At 56.2% G+C, this 21,087-nt stretch carries 16 protein-coding genes and 1 pseudogene; 6 read left to right on the forward strand and 11 right to left on the reverse strand.

The features are described 5' to 3' along the window. The first annotated feature begins 55 nt into the window (after positions 1–55). A complete protein-coding gene (locus HMPREF1287_RS06385; protein ID WP_023017919.1) occupies positions 56–1,294 on the forward strand; it encodes an asparaginase in 1,239 nt (412 codons plus the stop codon). 38 nt (positions 1,295–1,332) lie between these two features. Continuing rightward, on the forward strand, positions 1,333–1,881 hold the full coding sequence (locus tag HMPREF1287_RS06390) for a Panacea domain-containing protein (RefSeq protein ID WP_023017920.1): 549 nt from the start codon (positions 1,333–1,335) through the stop codon (positions 1,879–1,881). Positions 1,882–1,953: 72 nt separating this feature from the next. Here HMPREF1287_RS06390 and HMPREF1287_RS06395 read toward each other — a convergent pair whose 3' ends face one another. Next, entirely contained in the window at positions 1,954–2,613 is a 660-nt protein-coding gene (locus tag HMPREF1287_RS06395; RefSeq protein WP_232215157.1) for a hemolysin III family protein, read from the reverse strand. 355 nt (positions 2,614–2,968) lie between these two features. On the opposite strand from HMPREF1287_RS06395, the gene HMPREF1287_RS06400 reads away from it, so the two are divergent. After that, complete coding sequence (locus HMPREF1287_RS06400; protein ID WP_255342449.1) at positions 2,969–3,955, forward strand: TDT family transporter; 987 nt, start codon at positions 2,969–2,971, stop codon at positions 3,953–3,955. A gap of 19 nt (positions 3,956–3,974) precedes the next feature. Here the strand turns inward: HMPREF1287_RS06400 and HMPREF1287_RS06405 are convergent, their stop codons facing one another. Further along, entirely contained in the window at positions 3,975–5,153 is a 1,179-nt protein-coding gene (locus HMPREF1287_RS06405; protein ID WP_023017923.1) for a S9 family peptidase, read from the reverse strand. 155 nt (positions 5,154–5,308) lie between these two features. On the opposite strand from HMPREF1287_RS06405, the gene HMPREF1287_RS06410 reads away from it, so the two are divergent. Further along, a complete protein-coding gene (locus HMPREF1287_RS06410; RefSeq protein WP_023017924.1) occupies positions 5,309–6,277 on the forward strand; it encodes a GIY-YIG nuclease family protein in 969 nt (322 codons plus the stop codon). 258 nt (positions 6,278–6,535) lie between these two features. Here HMPREF1287_RS06410 and HMPREF1287_RS06415 read toward each other — a convergent pair whose 3' ends face one another. The 3 genes from HMPREF1287_RS06415 to HMPREF1287_RS06425 form a co-directional block, all read right to left on the reverse strand. Then, positions 6,536–7,420, reverse strand: coding sequence for an NAD(P)-dependent oxidoreductase (locus HMPREF1287_RS06415; RefSeq protein ID WP_023017925.1), 885 nt, complete (start codon positions 7,418–7,420; stop codon positions 6,536–6,538). 159 nt (positions 7,421–7,579) lie between these two features. Further along, positions 7,580–8,962, reverse strand: a complete 1,383-nt coding sequence (locus tag HMPREF1287_RS06420) for a four-carbon acid sugar kinase family protein (RefSeq protein WP_042403801.1) — start codon at positions 8,960–8,962, stop codon at positions 7,580–7,582. 3 nt (positions 8,963–8,965) lie between these two features. Then, a complete protein-coding gene (locus HMPREF1287_RS06425) occupies positions 8,966–10,345 on the reverse strand; it encodes a GntP family permease (protein WP_023017927.1) in 1,380 nt (459 codons plus the stop codon). 375 nt (positions 10,346–10,720) lie between these two features. On the opposite strand from HMPREF1287_RS06425, the gene denD reads away from it, so the two are divergent. Then, positions 10,721–11,689, forward strand: a complete 969-nt coding sequence (gene denD / locus HMPREF1287_RS06430; protein WP_023017928.1) for a D-erythronate dehydrogenase — start codon at positions 10,721–10,723, stop codon at positions 11,687–11,689. Positions 11,690–11,798: 109 nt separating this feature from the next. Here denD and HMPREF1287_RS06435 read toward each other — a convergent pair. From HMPREF1287_RS06435 to purS, 6 genes and pseudogenes are all read right to left on the reverse strand, one after another. After that, positions 11,799–11,972, reverse strand: a pseudogene (locus HMPREF1287_RS06435) (IS256 family transposase); the annotation flags it as partial. Between the two features lie 263 nt (positions 11,973–12,235). Continuing rightward, positions 12,236–13,189, reverse strand: a complete 954-nt coding sequence (locus HMPREF1287_RS06440) for an ImmA/IrrE family metallo-endopeptidase (RefSeq protein ID WP_023017931.1) — start codon at positions 13,187–13,189, stop codon at positions 12,236–12,238. Between the two features lie 217 nt (positions 13,190–13,406). Then, a complete protein-coding gene (locus HMPREF1287_RS06445) occupies positions 13,407–14,690 on the reverse strand; it encodes a glycosyltransferase family 87 protein (protein WP_023017933.1) in 1,284 nt (427 codons plus the stop codon). Between the two features lie 144 nt (positions 14,691–14,834). Then, positions 14,835–17,144, reverse strand: a complete 2,310-nt coding sequence (gene purL, locus HMPREF1287_RS06450) for a phosphoribosylformylglycinamidine synthase subunit PurL (protein WP_023017934.1) — start codon at positions 17,142–17,144, stop codon at positions 14,835–14,837. Between the two features lie 13 nt (positions 17,145–17,157). Next, positions 17,158–17,841: a phosphoribosylformylglycinamidine synthase subunit PurQ gene (gene purQ / locus HMPREF1287_RS06455; RefSeq protein WP_023017935.1), complete on the reverse strand. Its 684-nt coding sequence runs from the start codon at positions 17,839–17,841 to the stop codon at positions 17,158–17,160. Continuing rightward, positions 17,842–18,084 (reverse strand): phosphoribosylformylglycinamidine synthase subunit PurS, encoded by a 243-nt coding sequence (gene purS, locus HMPREF1287_RS06460; protein WP_005279580.1) that lies wholly within the window; start codon positions 18,082–18,084, stop codon positions 17,842–17,844. Positions 18,085–18,363: 279 nt separating this feature from the next. Between purS and HMPREF1287_RS06465 the strand changes: the two genes are divergently transcribed. Then, on the forward strand, positions 18,364–21,084 hold the full coding sequence (locus HMPREF1287_RS06465) for an ExeM/NucH family extracellular endonuclease (RefSeq protein WP_023017937.1): 2,721 nt from the start codon (positions 18,364–18,366) through the stop codon (positions 21,082–21,084). The last annotated feature ends 3 nt before the right edge of the window (positions 21,085–21,087 follow it).

Consider the following 21,087-nt stretch of genomic DNA (forward strand, 5'->3'; position numbering starts at 1 on the left):
GCCCTAGCGTGGTATTAAATAGGTAACAGAAACCACGCTAGAGAAACGAGTTGACATGTCTAACCCACGCCTGCGCCGCAGGGTGCAATACTCCGCCGCATTAGTTGCCTCGGCGCTGCTGCTGGCCTCCTGCCAGAACCCGGCCAATCAGGAGGATAAAGATGAGGCTTCGGCTACACCGACGACCACCTCTTCTTCTACCTCCGCGGAAAAGACCTCAGAAGCATCTTCCACGGCATCGAGTTCTAGTTCCGCTACCAGCTCCAGTAGCGCCAGCAGCTCTGCTACGAGTTCGAGCTCCAGCAGCGCCACCTCCTCCAAGGCGGCTGGCGCAGCGGCCAAGGAGCGCTCCGCCATTGAAGGCCACGTCGTGGTTCTTTCCACCGGCGGCACCATCGCCAGCACCCATGATGACAAGGGCGCGGTGGTTCCCACCGTCACCGGCTCTGACCTGGTAGAGCCACTGTATGACGAATTCGATAAAGACAAGCTGGACCTCGAGGTCAAGGACATTGCGAACCTGGATTCCTCCGCGATGACCCTGGCTGATACCGATAAGATCGTCACCGCCGTCCACGAGCAGCTGCAGCGCGAGGACGTCGATGGTGTCATCGTCACCCACGGCACGGACTCCATGGAAGAAACCGCCATTGCGCTCGACACCTTCCACGACAGCGACAAGCCGGTTGTACTCACCGGCGCGATGCGCCCCTTCGATGATTCCAACCCGGATGGGCCAGAAAACCTCGCTACCGCGGTAGAGACCGTCACCAACCCGGACTATGCCGGCCATGGCACATTCATCGCCTTTGACGGTAAAGTTATCCCCGCCCGCGGCGCGTTCAAATCTGATACGGAAAAGGCCGATGGCTTTGCTACCAATAGCCAGGAGAAATTCCCAGAACGCCCCGAGCCGCTGAAGTACGCTCCGCTTGGCGATGTCCGCGTGGACATCATCGCCGCCTACCCCGGCGCCCCAGCGGATCTCATTGAACAATCCTTGGCCAAGGGCGCGCAGGCCATCGTCATTGAGGGCATGGGTTCAGGGAATATCGGCCCCGATCTGGCTAATGCCGCCATGGAAGCCGCCAAGTCCGTTCCCGTCGTGCTCACTACCCGCGTGGATCACGGACCCGTCGAGGGTATCTACGGCGGCGCCGGTGGCGGTGCCACGCTTGCCGATGCCGGAGTTATCCCCTCCGGCAACCTCCGTGCACCCCAGGCCCGCATACTGCTCGCAGCCGCGGTTGCCACGGGAACGGATGCACAGAAGCTCTTTTCTCCTGCAGGATAAGGCCGTATACTTTAGCGCGACGCTGAAAGGAGGAGAGCATGGCAGACATTTTCGACGTTGGACAGTACATCACTGAGCGCATTCCCAACGTGGACAAGCTCAAGCTGTACAAGCTGTGCTACTTCTCCCAAGGCTGGCATCTGGCGTGGACGGGTCGCCCATTATTCCAGGCGGAGTTTCAAGCGTGGCGGCACGGCCCTGTTTCCAGCGAGCTGCGCGCTCAAACCTGGCAGGTAGTAGGGACCAAAGAGCCCTGGCCAGTCCCCTATGTTCCCGGTGGTCAGTCCGACAATCTCAGCACATACGAACGCGAAGTCGTAGATAGCATCATCGCATTTTACGGCGGAGTTAAATCAACCAAGCTTTCTGATTTGAGCCACGGCCTCGCCTGGAACGAGGTCCTCCAAGAGTTCTCCCAGGCGATGATCTCTGGCACTCCCACCCCGCGACCTCCGCTACAACCAGCAGAAGTTCTTTTGCCTAATGTTGACCTCGACGGGGATGTGGATGAAGTTTTAGCCACACCACAGGCCAAGGCAATCGAACAGGACTGGTGGGAGACTTTCCGGATTCTCGCTGATCGTTAACCAGACGGGTTTGCAGCAAGGATTGATCATCCTGGCTCATGCCGCCCAGTTCAATAACAGGACAATTGCGGATTAGGCAGCGCCAACGACCACTTGCCATACCGCCACGAGGTGGACCACTGCCGCCGCAATGGTCGCGGTGTGGAAGTGCTCGTGGTAGCCGTAGTAGCGCGCATTGCGCCCAGGCCACTTAAAGCCATAGACCAGCGCACCTACGGAGTAAACCACCCCGCCGGCCAGCAACAGCCAAACCACTGCTGCGCCGGCATCGCTCCACAGCGTAGGCAACAGCGGCAGCACCAACCAGCCCAGCGCCAGGTACACCACGACGTCGAGCCACCGCGGGTGCTCAATCCACACTAGGTTCAAAATAACGCCCAAGATCGCGCCCGCCCACGCAATGGCCAGCATCCATGCTGCCTGCGCCGGGGATAACGCAATCAAACACAGCGGGGTGTATGTGGCGGCAATGAATACCGCAATCGTGGCATGGTCTGCCCGCCGCCACCACCGCACCGCCCGGGGGCTAGCCCACGGGTAGCGGTGATAGAGCGCCGAGACGCCAAAAAGCCCCACCAAGCCTAGGCCATAAACGGTAACGCCTAGGCCCTGCCACCAGTGCAGCGTCATCCACGCATACGTAATGAGCACGGTAGAAGCAATGACAGAGAGCAACGCCGCCAACGCATGTCCCCAGCCACGGGTCAGCGGCCGCTCGCCGCGATCGGCCATCCAATAGGTGCGCTGCACCAAGCCTTCTTTCAAGGGATGCTCCCCCGTCTCTTGAGTTCCTTCAGCATGTATCCGAGCCACAGCGATATTTCTTTCTCCCACCAGAGCCAAGTTACGTTACCGTAAGTGTACTGAGAGGAATAAAGAGCTTCAAGGAAAAGTAGTAACTAAGCTTCTTCGCCAGAATCCAACACATCGACTTTCCGTACGGTTTCCATTACCGCATGGGAGAGGCCCGATCTCTATCATCATCTCATGTGAGAGTATATTTATTCATTGGAATCCTGTTCGGATTACACACTCCCCGCACGCATGAGGAAGCACATAACCTGAAATGTTAAAAGTTCGGAATGACATGAAAATTCCGCCGCTAGGACCTGCCTGGGCGGGAGCGCTCATGGGACTATCGATCTCCTCATCCCTTATTGATGCCCACCTGAGTCCGGTGTTGGGGCACCTTCCAGCTGAAATCATGCTCGGCGTGGCAACTCTTGTCTTCTTGGCGCTCTCGGCGGGATTCATTAAGTACCGGAATCCTGGGTTTCATTCCGACGATATGCCCGCATGGGGCATGGTCTCCATGGGCATCCTCGCATTGGGTAGCGCCTACTCCCTCATCCTTGATACCTGGTTGATTCACACTGTGTGTTGGGCCGTGGGTACCGTCCTCAGCCTCATGACCTGCATCAAGTATTTAAAGTATCTTTTCTTCAACCACCCCACTGATCCAGCCTTTGCATTGGGTCTGCCGCTGGTGGCACCGATGGTTTCCGCAACCTCTTCGGCGCAGCTGGCAACGCAGGTCGGTGAGTGGAGCTCGCTTGTCCACGGCGTTGGCGTTTTCTGCTTCGTAGTGGCTTTGGTGACGGGAATGCCGATATTTACCTTTATTTACCGGCGTACCTTTCCCAAGGTTCCCATAAACTTCGCTGCCACCGCTTGGATCCCAATGGGCTTGGTCGGCCAGTCCACCGCCGCGGCACAGCTTCTCGCCAGTGACCAGTGGCATTTCCGCGCCATGGTCTACGGCGTAGCGATGCTGAGCTTGGGCGTGCCGCTGTCGGTCTATGCCATCGCCAAGCATTGGGGCGCCGCCCTGGGAAATACCCCAATGTCCTATAACCCCAGCTGGTGGGCCAGCACCTTCCCCGTGGGCACCTGCTGCCTGGGCACCCATACCCTATCCACGCAGCCCGCGGCGCTGGCATGGGGCCTGGGCTGGATGGATACCGTGAGCGCCGCCCTGCTGGTTCTGCTCCTCCTCCATGTCACTTGGGCAGCCTTCGGAGCCATCAAAACTGCTTCGGAGCATTTCAAGGTCAGCCAAATGAGCCACGCATAGATCCAGGGGTTTCGGCAGGTTAAGAACCTTGTGGATCGTGCTCGGCGAAGAATTGGGGCATCGCCTGGAGCAGGTGCTGGTTCCAGACTCCATGAGCGCTAAGGGCGGATGCGTGGTCGGCGTGTGGGCGCACGTATTCGCTCAGGTCGATATTCTTTTCTTGGGCTATGCGGCGAAAATCGTCGTAGCTTTCCGGCGGAACGAGACGATCGTTGTCGCTTCGGACAATCTTGATGGGTGGCATATCCGTGGTGAGATGCGTAGCTGAGGTGACGAAATCTGCACGGTCGGGATATTCCTCGGGCGTTCCACCCAGGTATTTCTGCACGGTATCGCGGGAACCCTGCGCGGCATAAGGATCGTCAGAATCATAGATGTGGCGGACATCGAGGGCCGGTGAGTCCGCATACACGGCGCGGGGAACGGCCGGCGTGCCGGGACAATCGGCGGAAGGTAGGTGGTTGGGGTGCGCGGCGGCATCGGCAGTCGCATTCAGCACCAACTGGCCACCGGCAGATTCGCCGTATGTAAAGAAACGCCCTGGGTCGCCGTCATAATCCGCTGCATGGGCATTGACCCAATTCATCGCGCACCCCACATGCCCCGCTGCCACCTTCCACGTGGGCTGGTCCCAGCTGGATAGCGTGTAATCGATGGATAATACGAGGTAGCCGCGCTGCGCCATCTGACGCATGTTGAACGCCTGAGAGTGCTTGTTCATCTGATCCCAGCCGCCGCCGTGGACATACATCATCACCGGGTGGGTGCCGCCATCATTGGGCGTATAAATATCCATGTCTAGGTCCTCGCCATGGAAGGAATCGTAGGCCACCGTATGATCAGGGCCCTCGTCGGTGCTTTCCACACCAGCCCAACTCAACGCGGCGCGAATATCTACGTCGGTCCCCTGCTCCTTCGCAGCATGAATCTGCGTCCCAAAAAGCGAAATGCCTGCAATGAGCGCAACCGCCGCGAACGCGCCTGGCACGTAAAAGCTGCGGGAGCCGAGCCTTCCAATCGCCGCAAGGACTAGGAGAATAAGGGAAAAGAGAATCACCGGCCCGATATACTGCGGGCCGATGAGCGCGCCGGCACCCCAATACGGAATATGCGGCGTAAATGGTGCCACCGCAAGCCACAGCGCGAGGAAAGCGACAAGCGCAAGCGGGACGGAGAGCAGCCGAGCAATGATCTTCATACCGGCAACGTTAGTCCTCGTTTCCGGAAATGCATGGTGGAGATTCTGCTTTCAGTAAGAGAACCGGAGTCACGCGCAAGTGTTTCCACGCTTTTACGAGGAAGTCACGACCACAGCCTGATTAACTTGAACCAGACGAATAAAGTGGGAATGCAATGAGTAATCTCCGATTCAAAAGATGGGACTACACCTCCGATGTGGCGCCCTCGGCAGTCTTGACACTGAAAAATCCGTGTGGCATTTATGTGCTTGAGTTTTCCGATGGCGAGCAGTACGTAGGCCAATCGGTAAATTTTCCCTCGCGCTTAGCCGACCACCGGCGAACCTACCCTGACATCGTTGCCATCAATTTCTGTCCGGTTCCTGCAAGGGAGCTCAACATGGCAGAATATGGCGAGATTCAACGCCGCCGAAAAGCAGGAATCCTACTGCGCAATAAGACGCTCCTCGCACAGCCTTTGGGCGATTCCCCACTCGATGCGCTCATAGATCAGCAGGTCCAAGCTAAATGGCTCGACGTAGAAGCTACCGATGAAGGAGAGGTCGAAATCGGCGACCGAGCCGTTACCGCTAAAAAGCGAAACCTTTCAAATAAAAAGTTCGAGGAGCTTAGAAAGCAGCCTGGATGGGAAGACATTTTAAGGTCGCTGTCCGCTTACGTGGCATATGTCATCCCCTATCCACATCTGACGGAGAAGAAGATCTGGACCGTCACGGCGATGCCCTCTACGAACAGGTCCGCTATCGATCGCCGCGTGGCCACTTTGAGCATTAACAACGTGGAAATGCTCTTCCTAAGAATTAGTCGCAATTCCAAAGGCGGAACTTGGAGGCCCTGCACGACATTAAATATTGCTGATACCTACGAGCCGCCGGCGTATATGCGCGGCTACACGTTCAGAAGTAGTTATCGTTCAGCAGGCCCTGTTAAGACAATCCTGTATCCCGGAGACTTCGCAATCGATGAGCTTTTGATGGAAGATTCCATCCTCCTTGCTGCTCGTGAATTGGCGCTCGGCCAAATGCGAAAGGGCACGACGATGTTTTCGAAGTACCATAGCGATGCTCTCGCAGACGAGATATTCAGGTACATCCAAGAGGAAATCATCGAAAAAGGTTGGTGATCTCTTCAGCCTAAAGAGGGTAACCACGTTTTACGCCGTGATCCCACTTGGACTTGGTGGGCACATCGCGGGGTAGGGCTAATACTTATACCCCACTCCACACACAAACAACTTGGCACGACCGATTGGCCGCTCACCCAAGGGCGCGCAAATAACTTGTATCATTCACTAGCCTTACCTTGCACCGACAATGTTCTATATCGTTCAGTAATTTGAGACAAGCTGCAAGGAACAAGGATATTAATCTAGCTGTTAAAGCTAATCACTGTCGCCTCGAAGTAGCTTGAAAGTTATTGAATCATCTTTGCGTCCTAGGCCTTCACGGTGCCCCCGAACATAAAGCTGCTCGGCCGTCGACGAGAGCGGTACCTGTTGATGCACTTCCCGCGCTGCTTCACTCACGAGGCCCATGTCTTTAACAAAAATATCTAGAGCGCTACGAACGTCATCGAAGTTTTCATCGATCATTCGCTGTCCTCGGTCGCTAAACATAAAGCTCGCAGCAGCACCGGTCCCAAGTACGTCGTGGACCTGTGTTAGGTCAAGACCCATAGAATCTGCCAGTGCAAGTGCTTCAGCGGCGGCAGCAATATGCACGCCGCATAGCAACTGATTTACAATTTTGAAGCGCTGTCCATCTCCCGGTTTTGGACCGACGACGGGAGATTTGGCTGCCATGGCGTTGAGAAGTGGCTGTACTACGGAGACATCAGAAGATTCGCCGCCAACCATGATGAGCAAGTCTCCAGTCTTAGCTCGAGCGACACCACCAGATACTGGCGCATCAACGACTCGAACATTCACGTCCTCAAGCCTTGCTGCAGCACTTTCAATTGCTTGAGGCCCGACGGTTGCCATAACCAAAACAACAGTATCCTGCTTCAGTTCCGAGGCAACCCCATCGTCCCCGAAAAGCACGGAGTCCAGCTGAGCGCCCGTAGCGACCATAATCGCTACAACATCAGCTCCAGTGACAGCCTCGCGAGCATTGGAAGCTACAGAGAGGTGAGACTCAACTGCTTTCAGCGAATCCGGAGATACATCGTATGCGGTCACACTCATGCCTGCCTCAGCGGTGGCAAGAGCCATTGGTGCCCCCATAGCACCTAGGCCAATCCAGGCAATTTTAGGTGTCGTAGTCATTAAAGTTACTCCTTTGGATCAGAACTTAGAATTAAAATGGCCAAAATATGCGGCAGCATCACCCTGTATGCGATATGGGAATCACTCTTGTTACCAGAGTCTTTAACTGGCTAAAAAGGGCTCCAGTATGCCGCGTTGTCCCAGTGCCAAATCTACCAATCAAACATTTTCCGAAGCGTTGCGTAGTCTTTGAACCACCTCCGCCAAGGCGCCTGTTCCTCCTACATTCCCTGGAAAAACCACGTAAGGAACACCACGAACGTCATCTGGAGCATCAGTAGCGGTGAATAAACTAATCTGCCCCTCATAAAACTGGCCTTCCACCTTCGCCCTGCGAATCCCCAACCCTGATGCTGCGACTTCATGGGAAGTGATACCTCCCTTGGCCACAATCCAAGCTGGATGAGCTTTGCAGACTGCCCTTACGACCGCGACGACTGCGTCAGATACTTGGCGCGCAATTTCGAGTGATTCAGCTTTCGAATCTGTACTAATCAGTTCGCGACTGGTGTACACAACACAATCAGAACTAGCTAATTGATTGATTATGTTCGAAGAAATCTCGTTGATATGGCTCTCACGCGTCGCAGAATCTAAAAGTTTCGGAACCTGAAGCTCAAATTCTAGATGGCCGCCGCGGCTTTGCAGCTCTGCAAGCTGCTGACTTGTTAGGCCCACATGGGAACCTACTACGACCAGTCCGTGTGATGATCTTGATGAATCGATTTGTAGTGCATCTTCCGTGAGGACTCGAGCACGGTGCTGCCCTGCAAGAGAACGAACAAAGGAAGGACCACAGCGAGACACGAAAACTCGACCTTGGGATTCAAGCTCCCCCACAGCTTTCGCTACCACGTCCATGTCAGAATATTCCGTAGCGTTTACAATCACCCATCGGCGATTTTTAGCCTGCTGGAGCAGGGATTTCACTCGCTGCACGCCACCTTCGCGGATATCAGTAAGCCCAATCGAGAGACAATCCTTGGCTTGAATTTCTCTCCCTGAACGCTCCTCTAGGAATTCTGCAAGGTTGGAATGGGAATATCCGAATGTCGCATCCTTCGCAAAATCCGTATCTTCTACCCGCTTTTCAACACCATCAACCTTTGCGAAATGCACGTCATCTTTTGTGAAGCGTCCTGCCTCAATCATCGCTGGACAGAAAAGGAATGCATCCACTTCTAAGCCATGTTCCAAAAGCACGTCGGCGATTGCATTAGGTTCCTCAATTACATGCCCCCGCAACGTCGAGTCGGAACGAGACACCACGTGCAATCCATCCCGGTGGCTTAATTCGTTCAGTACACCAGCCACAATTTCATGGTTCATCTTCACTGCAGCGTCCTCATCGAGAGCACGAGTATTAGTTAAAACGAAACATGTAGATCCGGGCTCTTTGAGTACATCCGCAGCAATCGATGGATCCGTATCGAATGCGACGTCAACTCCTGACACACATTGGGAACCGGTAGGGTCATCGTCAAGGACCAAAATTCGGCGCATATTAGCCTCCAAGCTTTCAATTTCTGAAAATATTTTCATTATTTATGCAAATGCCCCCAAAACTCCCCACAAGACTCCTGCCACGGCAAAACCTGTAACCGACATAATCGTCGTTGTCACTGTATAAGACTTCAATGCAGACGCAGTGTCCACTTGGAAGTAACGGCTCCAAACCCAAAAAAGCGAGTCGTTGACATGACTGAATGCCATAGATCCGATACCAACGGTTACCGTCAGTAGAGCAATTTGCAGACTGTTGAGGTCTAACGATGCTGTCATAGGTGCCACGAGTGGTGCGGTGGTGAGGGCTGCCACAGTCGCAGATCCTTGAGCGGCACGGAGAAATGCAGCGAGCATCCACGCCAGCACCAGAACTGGCAAGCCTGTGGAAACCAGTAGATCTGCGACGGCATCAGCCACCCCGGTCTCAGTAAGAACTTTGGCAAACATTCCACCAGCACCAGTAATAAGAATCACGGCCGCAGTGGCTGGAAGAGCAGATGCTACGACGTCCTCGATCTTTTCTTTACCCCATCCACGAGCAATCCCTAGCGTTGCGATAGCGAAAATTACACCGATGAACAGGGCGATAGGGGAATCTCCAATGAATCCAAGAAAATCTCGAATGGAGTTTCCTTCAGGTAGCACCAATTTAGAAACTGTGCCTCCCATAATCAGCGCAAGAGGAAGGATAATCGCAGCCAAGACAAGTCCGACAGACGGAGCTTGCTCACGTTCCGTGTCATTTTCCTCGCTCACAGCTGTACCAGCCGCTTGAGTACCAAGTACAGGAACTGGTGAAAACACTTTTCCTGCCACATATCCGGACAAAACCTGTCCCACAAACCACATCACGATTACGGGAATAAATCCGATAAGAAGCACTAATCCCACATCTGCTTGCATCAATTCCGAAGCACCAACAATGCCGGGATGAGGGGGCAGAACCACATGGACAGCAAGCAGAGCAGAAACGACCGGAAGTGCAAAAGCAAGCATGTTGACTTTGCCAATCATTCGCCGAGCGACAGCGATGGCAATTGGAACCAACACAATCGTCGCCACATCCACGAACACAGGAATACCAAAGATGAAGGAGGCAACACCCAATGCCCAAGGCGCACGCTTCTCACCAAAGTTTTTCTCGAGGGCTCGAGCGAGTACATCTGCACCGCCAGACACCTCAACAATTCGACCCAACATAGCACCAAGCGTCACTATGAGTGCAACTCCGCCAAGGGTGCCGCCCATACCATCTTTTAATAGAGGAACGACTTCCGAAATTGGCACGCGCGCTGTTAACGCAAGCGCGATGGACACAAAAAGCAAAGCCAGAAATGGATGCACCTTGGCTTTAATAATGAGGACAAGGATGAGGGCTACAGCGACAACACCAAGTGTCACAAGAAAAGTTGGAGACATTAAAGATCCTCATGGCTTCCGAGGGGGCATTATAAAACGGATAAAACACCCGATATGTTTCTTCAATCAGATGTTTGTTACCCTAAGGGGTGCCCGCTGTGAAGTCAATAACATGTTGGATCTGATAGCTCTTACATCACTTCTTACGGAAAAGTAACTAAAAGGAAACCCATCCAAAAGAAACCTTTGCTTTAATGCTGACCGTTGCTTTCAGGCACTGAAACCCGGTGTGTCTCCAACGCCCTTACCAGCAAACTTCGACTTCCCAGCTAGTACGACCCCGATAATTAAATACGCTTTAAGCCTCGACTGGAGCATGCCCAGCATTTATCCTTTTCTCAAACCTGCCACTTTTCAGTCCTCGAAGGAGCCACTATGAACATCGTCATTACCGGGGGAGCCGGGTTCCTCGGCACCCTGCTAATTCAACATCTCCTCTCCGAAGCTGACGCTGGAAAAATAAAACTGGATTCGGTAATTTCTTTCGATCTTATCCCCACTAGCGTCACGGACCCGCGGGTGCGATCAATAACAGGAGAAATCACGGATAAAGACGCCGTCAGCCAAGCAGTTACCGAAAATACTGACACTATCGTCCACTTGGCCTCTGTTCTTTCGGGAGGATCGGAGTTAGACTTCGATTCTGCTACGCACGTCAATATTGACGGAACTCGTACACTCCTTGAAGCGGCACGGTCCGTTCGTGAATTGGAAAAAACTCCTGTACCTCGCTTCATCTTCACGAGTTCGCTCGCTGTTTTCGGCGGAGAGCTTCCTCAAACAATGCCGGAATACTGGGCCACACAGCCCGCCTCAACTTACGGTGCGACCAAGGCCATTTGCGAGATCCTGGTCAACGAATACAGCCGTAAAGGGTTTATTGATGCACGCATCTGTCGCCTACCGACAATCTCCGTACGGCCTGGAAAGCCAAACTCCGCGGCAAGCTCATTTGCCAGCGGCATTATCCGAGAACCACTCAACGGGATTCCATCCGAAGTTCCCGTTCCACATGACACGCTAATGTGGCTCTCTTCACCGCAAGTTGCGATCCGTAATATTGCACGGGCAATAGTCATTGAAAGCTCACGCCTCGGTTCCTGGCGGATCATGAACCTTCCTGGAATCAGCGTCACTGTAGGCGAAATGCTCGCATCCTTAGAACGAGTAGGGGGTTCTGAAGCAAGAGCCTTAACTTCTGATGTGCCCAATGAACGTGTAGCTTCCATTGTTACTAGCTGGCCCGGAAACTTCGACGTAAAGCGAATGGAAAAATTAGGATTCGAGCGCGACCAAGATTTCGATTCGGTTATTCGGCAATACTCTGACGACTTCCTGTCTTAACTCTCCATACTAAGGACCTTGGGCCCGATCCCCGTTTGGTGGACGCCTGACATCCAGCCCGGTTGGCTTGAAAAGAAAGGTAATCTACCACCATTTCCAACTACTCCGAATAGTTCAAACGCGGTGCCGTGGCGTAATCAGCGCCGCAGACCGTGTCAGCCTGGGCTGAAAGTATCTGCTTAATGAAGTCTGTAAGCATCTGGCGCATCAAGTCTGGGGAGGCTTGGGTCAGCAATTCTTCCAGATACGCAGTGGGATCGATATGATGGGGATTAGCAGCCATCGCAGTTACATTCCTTTCGAAGATAAGTAGAAGTTGATTCGAAAGGTACCCGTGATGGTCGCCTTATTATGCACCGGCACGAGGCTTACCACGGGTTACAGATACACCACACTAGCGGACGCAACCCTCCACTTGTATCATCTAATGATCTTCATTTGTATCATTCAGGACGATACAAATGAAGATAAGAAAACTTCGACGCAACCTTTTGAGACGAATCTTTATACCGCAATATCGGAAGCATTCTTTCTACACCTCCACTTTTACTGGACAGGTAGCGGCACAAGTTCTTTATAGGAAGCATACGAAGATACGCCGAGGAACCTAGCGGCCTGCTTCTCAGGCAACACACCAGATCTTGCAGCGCTCAACACTGTTTCGAAGAACCTCTCCCCCACGCAGGAAGTGACAGAATTTTCACTGGTTGGGCAGGAGTTCTCCCGCAAAGAATGCCCCGGGCACAAGAAAGCCGCAGCAAATTGATTACACCATTGCTCAGTTTCTAGGCGCTCCGAGTGATCAGAAATTCCGGGTTTGCCAAGCACAACGTGCGCCAATTCGAGCGCAAGACTGAAAAGCTGGGCTGTCTTGGTATCGCGGGTATTGATGAAAACCAGGCAGTAGCCATCCTCCTCAAGAGTAAATCCACGAAATTCCTCTACATTAAGTGCCCTACGGGTCGAGTTTTCGGCAATGGAGTTTCGGGCGACAAGTATCCCGGCATCTTCCATCAATGAAACCAATTCACGAACTTTGTCACGCCCGGGAAGAGGTGTTTCTTGAGTGAGGCGGAGTACGTCCCGAACGCTACTAGCGGCAACCGCAGCAGACTCAGAAATCTTCGCGGTATGGAAAAGCTCCGGCGGATCAATTCCTATGTCCCGTGCGTATTCGACGTACCAATCGAGGCGAGTCTGGGAAGCGAACATGACTTCCTGCAGCTCTGGGCTGACTGTATCGAGCTGCTCATTGCGCACGGTTCTAAAGTCCGCGACCTCAACCTCATCGCCTGTAGGGACATCGAGAAGCAGCCTGCCGAAAGGGATGTGAGCTTTCTTCGCTAGGCCTTTCGCTTGTTTTAGAGTGGGACGCTCTTCACCAGCTTCCCATTCTTGGATTTTGGGGAATTGCTTGAGTAGCGCGGATTGTGAGAGCCCTGTGCGGGATACCGCCCAAGCCAGCACAGCAGGTTGAATCGTCACTCGTACAGGTGCCATGACGATCCTCCTTCACTATCCGTAGGTCTTAAATAGTAGCGTAACCCAAGCAAAGGCCCGGCCGAGGCCGGCGGCATCGGCAAGCGAATGCAGCACCGCCTGGCCGCCGTGGACATACATCATCACTGGGTGGGTGCCACCATCATTGGCCGGATAGGGCCGGGCAACGATCTTGAAGTCTTCAGTTCTGGAAAGGCGTTGTGACTAAAGCCGCCTACTAACTCGCTTTCTTGAAAGAAAGACGGCGGTCCCGCAGGGGCAGGGCGTCCTTCCGGCTTAGCTCCGCGATACACAGTGCGATGACAAAACCTGCCAAGGCGATGAAAGAGGACCACGGCAACCACAAATCAGAATCTGACTTGGCCAGCGGCGGGAATAGGAAGAGTCCCAAGACTGGGACGGCATAAATAATGCGATTCTGCCCGCGGGCCAGAACGCCTAGCAGTGGCAATACGGCGCACAAGACGTAATGATCCCACAAGATACTGCTGGTAGCTGTAAGCACCGTAAAGATGCCGACGGCAGTAATGCGCCACGGATCCTGTGACCGCACAGCGGTAACAATAACCAGTGCAATCAATGCCAGGGTGACAAGTAGCGGAATAATGCTGGCAGCCAGTGAAGGATCATCGACAATGGTGACAAGGAGGTTGTCATCTTCAACGCGGTTGGTGCTGAGCTGGGAGGCGATCGATCCGTTGACGGGGGCGACCATTACTGATCCCATGATGTCCTGAAGGGTATCCCACCAAGAGGTAAATACGTTCCAGCCAGAAACGACGATTGAGTACAGTACAGCGATGGCGCCTGTCCCGAGTGCTACCACTCCCGTTTTCCGCGCCCGCGGAAATGCCACGCAGATGAGCACAAGGACAATGGGGGTTAGCTTCACCGCAGATACAAGTCCCAGTGCAATTCCCGCGCGCACTGGGTGCACGCGGGACGCAGCAAGGCCGTATGCAACCCCCGCAAAGATCAACGGGCTCGTCTGGCCAAGGATCAACGATGACTGAAAAGCCGTCGATACCCAGCCCAAGAGTATGCCGAAAAGCAGGATCATGGTCGGTATTTCTTCTTCAAACCACAAGAACCAGGCGGAGGCTATCAGCACCACCAACGCCCACCCGGAAACAATCGCGAGCACTATCACGGAGACATCAAAACTCATGACTTGCACGACCAAGCTCATGACATCGGCAAGAAATGGAGCGTGAACATAAGGGTGCGGAAACCCAGTGACATCGGAGTGGGCGATGGTATCTAGCCAGACGTCACCACGGGGCATCGCGAAATCATGTTCATTGATGCTATAGAGGTGATCCCGGTTTCCATCGCGTACGAGCAATCCCGCCACCCATAACGCATCCCAGTCATCGTAATTCATTTTTCCGACGGAAATTATGGCGACCACTAGGCCAAATACCAGCCCAATACCATGGTGGCACCACCGCACCACTGTTGATGCGGGTGCGGAGGCTTGGTGGCGGGAATGCGCACTCATGGGACTCCTACTGTAAAATCACGATTCGAATCAGAGAGAAATGGCGTTATCTAATGGGCGGCGGCCGGGAAAATCGGAGATTGCCTAAACGCTACTCAAGCCCGGCCGAAGCCGGGCTTGTGCTGGGCAATGCCAGGGGCTGGTTTACTCCACGACGGAGTTGGCGCCCACGGCGTGGCCGAAGAGGTCAGGCAAGGTGGCAGACCATGCCTCAACCAGCTGGGAGATGGCGACAGACTCACCGCCGAGGGTCAAGGCACCGGTGTTGGTGGTCTCACCCACGATGGTGGCGGGGATTCCGAACTCGGCGGCGCGAGCCAGCACCTCATCGGTGCGGTCGGCGGTGGTGGCCACGAGCACGCGGGAAGCGGACTCGGAGAAGGCCGCGGTAAAGGCGTCCTCGTGCACGGCGGTGAGATCGAGGTCGAGGCCGAGGCCGGCGGCATCGGCAAGCGCACCGGCGCGCTTGGCCATCTCAAAGGCGGCGACGGCAAGGCCTCCCTCAGAGACATCGTGCGCGGCGGTGAGCAGATCGTTGCCGTGGAAGAAGTCCGCGAGGCGCTTCTCATTGGCCATATCCACCTGCGGCGGCAGGCCGTTGAGGTTGTCCTTATCGGCGCCCTCGGCGCTCACCAGCTGCCAGATGGAACCGCCGAACTCATCCTTGGTCTCGCCCAAGGCGATGAGGACCTCCTTCTCATTGACGGTGCCCAGGTTATTGCCAATGGCCTTGTGCACATCGTCGATCACGCCGAGCACGCCCACGACCGGGGTGGGCAGAATCGGCTCGGAGCCGGTCTGGTTGTAGAAAGAGACGTTGCCGCCGGAGACGGGGATGGAGAGTTCCACGGCGGCATCGGCAAGCCCATGCACGGATTCGCGGAACTGCCACATCACGTCCGGGTTTTCCGGCGAACCGTAGTTCAAGCAGTTGGTAATCGCAACGGGCTTCGCGCCGGTAACCGCGACGTTGCGGTAGGCCTCCGCCAAGGCCAGGCGCGCGCCCATGTTCGGATCCAGCTTGGTGTAGCGGCCGGAAGCATCGGCGGAAACGGCGACGCCGCGGCCGGTCTCCTCATCAATGCGCAGCACACCCGCGTCCGCGTGGTGGGACTGGACGGTATTGCCACGCACGTAGCGGTCATACTGATTCATGATGAAATCGCGCGAGCACAACGAAGGCGAGGAAATGAGCTTTTGCAGGGATTCCACCAGGCCGCGCTTGTCCGTGCCCTGGTATTTCTGCAGCTCATCCTGCCACTCGGGGCGGGCGTAGGGGCGCTCGTAGACGGGTGCTTCATCCGCGATGGTGCCAGCCGGCGCATCGACGACGACCTCACCCTGGTGGCGGATGACCAAGTGGTCACCTTCAGTAACCTCACCGATTTCGGCGCAGGTGACCTCCCAGTGCTCGCAGATTTCGCGGAACTTCTCCACGTTTTCCGGTGCCACGACGGCGCACATGCGCTCCTGGGACTCGGAGGCAAGGATTTCCGCGGCGGTCATGTTTTCCGCGCGCAGCGGTACCGCATCGAGGTTGACCTCCATGCCGCCATCGCCGGACGCGGCCAGCTCAGAGGTGGCGCACGCCAGGCCGGCGCCGCCCAAGTCCTGGATGCCCACCACGACGCCGGCGTGGTAGAGGTCCAGGCAGCATTCGATGAGCACCTTTTCCGCGAAGGGGTCGCCCACCTGCACGGCAGGAAGCTTGCGCTCGGCGCCGTCTTCAAAGGTATCGGAGGCCAGCACGGATACGCCGCCGATGCCGTCCAGGCCGGTGCGGGAACCGAAGAGCATGACCTTATTGCCGGTGCCGGAGGCGAAGGCGAGCTTCAAGTCATCGACCTTGAGCGTGCCCACGCACAGGGCGTTGACCAGCGGGTTTCCCGCATAGGTTTCATCAAAGACGGTTTCGCCGCCAATATTGGGTAGGCCCAAGGAGTTGCCGTAGCCGCCCACGCCGGATACGACGCCGGGCAGCACGCGCTTGGTATCGGGGGCATCGGCAGGCCCAAAGCGCAGCTGATCCATCACGGCGATGGGGCGCGCACCCATGGCCATGATGTCGCGGACGATGCCGCCCACGCCGGTGGCCGCGCCCTGGTAGGGCTCCACGTAGGAGGGGTGGTTGTGCGATTCCACGCGGAAAGTCACCGCATTGCCATCGCCGATGTCCACCACGCCGGCGTTTTCACCAATGCCAGCGAGGATCTTCTCCCCCATCTCCTCCGTCATGGTCTCACCAAAGTAGCGCAGGTGCGTCTTGGAAGACTTATAAGAGCAGTGCTCGGACCACATCACGGAGTACATGGTCAGCTCCGCGTCGGTGGGGCGCCGGCCCAAAATATCGTGGATGCGCTGATACTCGTCATCCTTTAGGCCAAGCTCAACGTACGGCTGCTGCTCATCCGGGGTGGACTGTGCCTTGTCTACGGTGTCATTAGAAACGGTCATGTAGGTGGCCTCCTTAAACCGCCGGCGCTTCCGCGACGGCCTTGATGGCGGATACGAAAAGTCCCAATCCGTCGGTGGATGGGCCGGTCAGCGGGTCAATGGCGTGCTCCGGGTGCGGCATGAGGCCAACAATCCGGCCGGACTCATCGCTTACACCGGCAATGCCATTGATGGAGCCGTTGTAATTATCGGTATAGCGGAAGACCACGCGGCCTTCGCCCTCGATGCGGGCGATATCGTCATCGCCTGCCTGGAAGCGGCCCTCACCGTGCTTAGCGGGCACCAAAATCTTTTGGCCCCTTTCAAACTCACTGGTCCAGGCCGTGGTGGAGTGCTCCACCTCCAGGTAGGTATCGGTGCAATGAAAATGCAGGCCCTTATTCCGAGTCAATGCGCCCGGTAAGAGGCCTGCTTCAGTCAAGATTTGGAAACCATTGCAAATGCCGAGCACCGGCATTCCTGCCTTGGCGCGGTCGATGACGCTGCGCATGACGGGGGCGAGCGCCGAAATAGCGCCCGAGCGCAGGTAGTCACCATAAGAAAAACCGCCCGGCACGACTACCGCGTCCACGCCGCGCAGATCAGCATCCGCGTGCCAGAGGTTAATGACCTCGGCGCCGGCGGTGCGGGCCGCGCGGGCGGCATCCACATCATCCAGGGTGCCGGGGAAGGTAATTACTCCGATTTTTGCGGTCACTTACTTGACCTCCAGCTGCGTAACCTCGTAGTCCTCGATGACGGTATTAGCCAGCAGCGTTTCTGCCACCTTATCCAGTTCCTCTGCGGTAACGGAGTCATCTACCTCGAGTTCGAAGCGCTTTCCTTGGCGCACATCGCTGACACCGGATACTCCGATGCGACCCAATGCGCGGACGACAGCTTGGCCCTGCGGATCCAAAATTTCCGCCTTGGGCATGACATTGACAACTACACGAGCCATGAAATTTTTGCCTTACTGTATGGGGCTTAGGTCTGCCCGATTCAGTGTAGTCATACCCCCGCCCAATCCCTAGATATACCCCCACTGCAGGGTTTTCACCCCAGCAAAGCAAACACCGCGTAAATTACGACCAACAGGAAAACGAATTTTGCGCGGCACCCAGGTTTCACCGCCTGCTCGCGCACAACCCACCCCTTGCGGCCACGGGTACACCAATTGTTCAGCGAGTAAATATAAAAGGCGTCCATGACAACTTTCTCTATGATTAAGGTGACTTCTATGGCACTTCGCCGCCTTGGCAGGGTAGCCCTCGCTGCCGGTTTCTCCACCCTCTCCCTATCCGTCGCGGTGCCTTCCGCCATGGCCGCCCCGGATAATTCCACCGCGGTCATCTCTGAGGTCTACGGCGGTGGCGGAAACAAGGGCGCGAGCTTTTCCAATGATTTCATCGAGCTTTATAACCCCACCGATGCCGCGATCGATCTCACTGGCTGGTCCGTGGAGTACTTCGCCTCCAATGGCAATAGCGGCGGCAAGATTACACTTTCCGGCACCATCGCTCCCCACGGCTATTACCTGGTGCAGGGCGCCGCCGGCAATGGCCAGGCCCAGGCTCTTCCCACCCCGGATGCGGAAGGCAAGGTCAATATGTCCGGCACGAAGGGCTCGGTGCAGCTTGCCGATGCCACCGGTAATACCATTGACCTCCTAGGTTACGGCGCCGCTTCCAAGTTTGAAGGCGCTGCCACCGGTGCGCTATCCAATGACACCTCCGCCTCCCGCAACGCGGCGGGCGCCGATACCGATGACAACTCCGCGGACTTCACCGTCGGCACGCCTTCTCCCACCAATTCCGGCAACGAGTCCCCGGCCCCACAGCCGGGTGGCTCGGGTGGCTCCGAGAATCTTCCCGCCCCCGAAGGCATAACCCCGATTGCGGAAATCCAGGGCACCGGCAATACCTCCCCTCTCGAGGGCCAAAATATTGCTACCCAGGGCGTTGTCACCGGCGTGTGGAGCGAAGGTGGCTTAAACGGCTTTACCATCCAGACCGGCGGCACCGGCCAAGAAGCCACCGATGCCTCGCAGGCGCTATTTGTCCACATGGGCAAAAAGGGCGCCGATAAATACCCCAGCATCGGCGATTCCGTTGAGGTCACCGGCCAGGTCTCCGAGTATTACGGCGCCACCCAGGTAAGCGCTTCTTCCCTCAAGCAGCTCGATACCGCGCTGGAGGAGGTCACCCCGCTCGCCGTGGACGAGCTGCCCCAAGGCGATTCCGCCCGCGAGCCCTTTGAGCACATGCTCATCCAGCCCGGCAAGCACACCGTGACCAATAACTACTCGCTCAACCAATACGGCGAGGTCGGCCTCGCCCCGGGCGATGAGGCCTTCCGCCAGCCTTCCGATGTCCACTCCCCTTCCACCGACCCCAATTCCGAGCTGCAAAAACTGGCCAAAGATAACGCAGAAAAGCTCGTCACCCTGGATGATGGCCGCACCCGCGATTATCTAAGGACCGATAAGGACACCCCGCTGCCCTATATCGCCCAAGATGGCGGCAAGACCATCAAGTCCCTGCGCACCACCGATACCGTGGAATTCCAACATCCGGTCATCGTGGGCTATTCCCACGAGCAGTGGCGCTTCCAGCCCACCGAGCCGGTCACCGGTGAAACCGCCGGCGCCGATCTCCCCATCTCCTGGGAAGAATCCCGCGATGCGGAGCTACACGCCGTTGATGATGTCAAGGGCGAATACACCATCGGCGCCTTCAACGTGCTGAATTACTTCACCTCTTTGGGCGAGGAATTCGGCGGCAGCGCCTATACCGACCGCGCGGGCAATAAGGTCACCGTCAACCGCGGCAAGACCCGCGGCGCCTATACCGAATCCGCCTTAGAGGACCAAGAGCGCAAGATCGTCGCGGCCATCAATGGCCTGGATGCAGATGTCATTGGTCTTTCCGAAATCGAAGATGGCTACGCGGTAACCGGAGACTTTGACCAGCGCGATAAGGCGCTGAAACGCCTGACCGAAAAACTCAACGAAGCCGCGGGCTCCGAGAAGTGGGCCTTCGTGCCCTCCCCGTCCAAGGATCAGGTCCCTGCGCACCCCGATGTCATCCGCACCGCGTTCATTTATCACAAGGACGTGGTCAAGCCCGTGGGCGAATCCCGCATCTTCCAGGATCCCCGCTTTTCCGGCACCGCCCGCGAGCCGCTGGCCCAGGAATTCCAGCCGATCAATAGCGATGACGAGTCCTTCGTCGCCGTGGCCAACCACTTCAAGTCCAAGGGCTCGGTGGCCAAGGGCGATGAGGATTCCGGCGACGGCCAGGGCAATAACCCCAACGTCCGCAACGCCCAGGCCCAGGCCGTGCTCGATGCCCTGCACAAGCAGGACGATTGGAAGGATAAGCCGCTTTTCGCCCTGGGTGATTTCAATACCTACACCCACGAAACCGCGCTCGATGTCTTCCGCAACGACGGCTTTACCATGCCTGCGGAAAAATACGGCGCCGATACCTCCTACCAGTTCGACGGCCTGCTCGGCACCTTAGACCACGTCCTAGCCAATGCGGTTGCTTCGGGCGCGCTTGCCGATGCCCAAGTGTGGAACATCAATGCCGACGAACCCGTCGCCTTTGAATACTCCCGCCGCAACTACAACGCCGTGGATTTCTACGACGATTCCCCCTTCCGCGCCTCCGACCACGATCCCGTCAAGGTCGGTTTCACGCTCGGCGAGGATGAATCCACCGACGCCCCAAGTGGCGACGACCAAGGCGACGATGACAACACCGATGGCCCAGGCTTCGGATTCGGCTCTAGCTCACTTGGCACCGGCGCCATTATCGGCTTCGCCATCCTAGCTGGCCTGCTCGCCATCCCCGGCTTCATGGCGGCCACCGGCAACCTGCAAAAGATCATCCCCGCTGGAATCTGGGGCATGCTCCCGCAGCAGGCTAAGGACTTCATTAACGGCCTAAGCCAGTAGGAG

The sequence above is a fragment of the Corynebacterium sp. KPL1986 genome (assembly GCF_000477975.1).
GTDB lineage: Bacteria > Actinomycetota > Actinomycetes > Mycobacteriales > Mycobacteriaceae > Corynebacterium > Corynebacterium accolens.

Coding starts and splice junctions, on each gene's coding strand:
- HMPREF1287_RS06385 (WP_023017919.1), top strand. CDS start 56: ATGTCTAACCCACGCCTGCGCCGCAGGGTGCAATACTCCGCCGCATTA.
- HMPREF1287_RS06390 (WP_023017920.1), top strand. CDS start 1,333: ATGGCAGACATTTTCGACGTTGGACAGTACATCACTGAGCGCATTCCC.
- HMPREF1287_RS06395 (WP_232215157.1), bottom strand. CDS start 2,613: ATGGCCGATCGCGGCGAGCGGCCGCTGACCCGTGGCTGGGGACATGCG.
- HMPREF1287_RS06400 (WP_255342449.1), top strand. CDS start 2,969: ATGAAAATTCCGCCGCTAGGACCTGCCTGGGCGGGAGCGCTCATGGGA.
- HMPREF1287_RS06405 (WP_023017923.1), bottom strand. CDS start 5,153: ATGAAGATCATTGCTCGGCTGCTCTCCGTCCCGCTTGCGCTTGTCGCT.
- HMPREF1287_RS06410 (WP_023017924.1), top strand. CDS start 5,309: ATGAGTAATCTCCGATTCAAAAGATGGGACTACACCTCCGATGTGGCG.
- HMPREF1287_RS06415 (WP_023017925.1), bottom strand. CDS start 7,420: ATGACTACGACACCTAAAATTGCCTGGATTGGCCTAGGTGCTATGGGG.
- HMPREF1287_RS06420 (WP_042403801.1), bottom strand. CDS start 8,962: ATGAAAATATTTTCAGAAATTGAAAGCTTGGAGGCTAATATGCGCCGA.
- HMPREF1287_RS06425 (WP_023017927.1), bottom strand. CDS start 10,345: ATGTCTCCAACTTTTCTTGTGACACTTGGTGTTGTCGCTGTAGCCCTC.
- denD (WP_023017928.1), top strand. CDS start 10,721: ATGAACATCGTCATTACCGGGGGAGCCGGGTTCCTCGGCACCCTGCTA.
- HMPREF1287_RS06440 (WP_023017931.1), bottom strand. CDS start 13,189: ATGGCACCTGTACGAGTGACGATTCAACCTGCTGTGCTGGCTTGGGCG.
- HMPREF1287_RS06445 (WP_023017933.1), bottom strand. CDS start 14,690: ATGAGTGCGCATTCCCGCCACCAAGCCTCCGCACCCGCATCAACAGTG.
- purL (WP_023017934.1), bottom strand. CDS start 17,144: ATGACCGTTTCTAATGACACCGTAGACAAGGCACAGTCCACCCCGGAT.
- purS (WP_005279580.1), bottom strand. CDS start 18,084: ATGGCTCGTGTAGTTGTCAATGTCATGCCCAAGGCGGAAATTTTGGAT.
- HMPREF1287_RS06465 (WP_023017937.1), top strand. CDS start 18,364: ATGGCACTTCGCCGCCTTGGCAGGGTAGCCCTCGCTGCCGGTTTCTCC.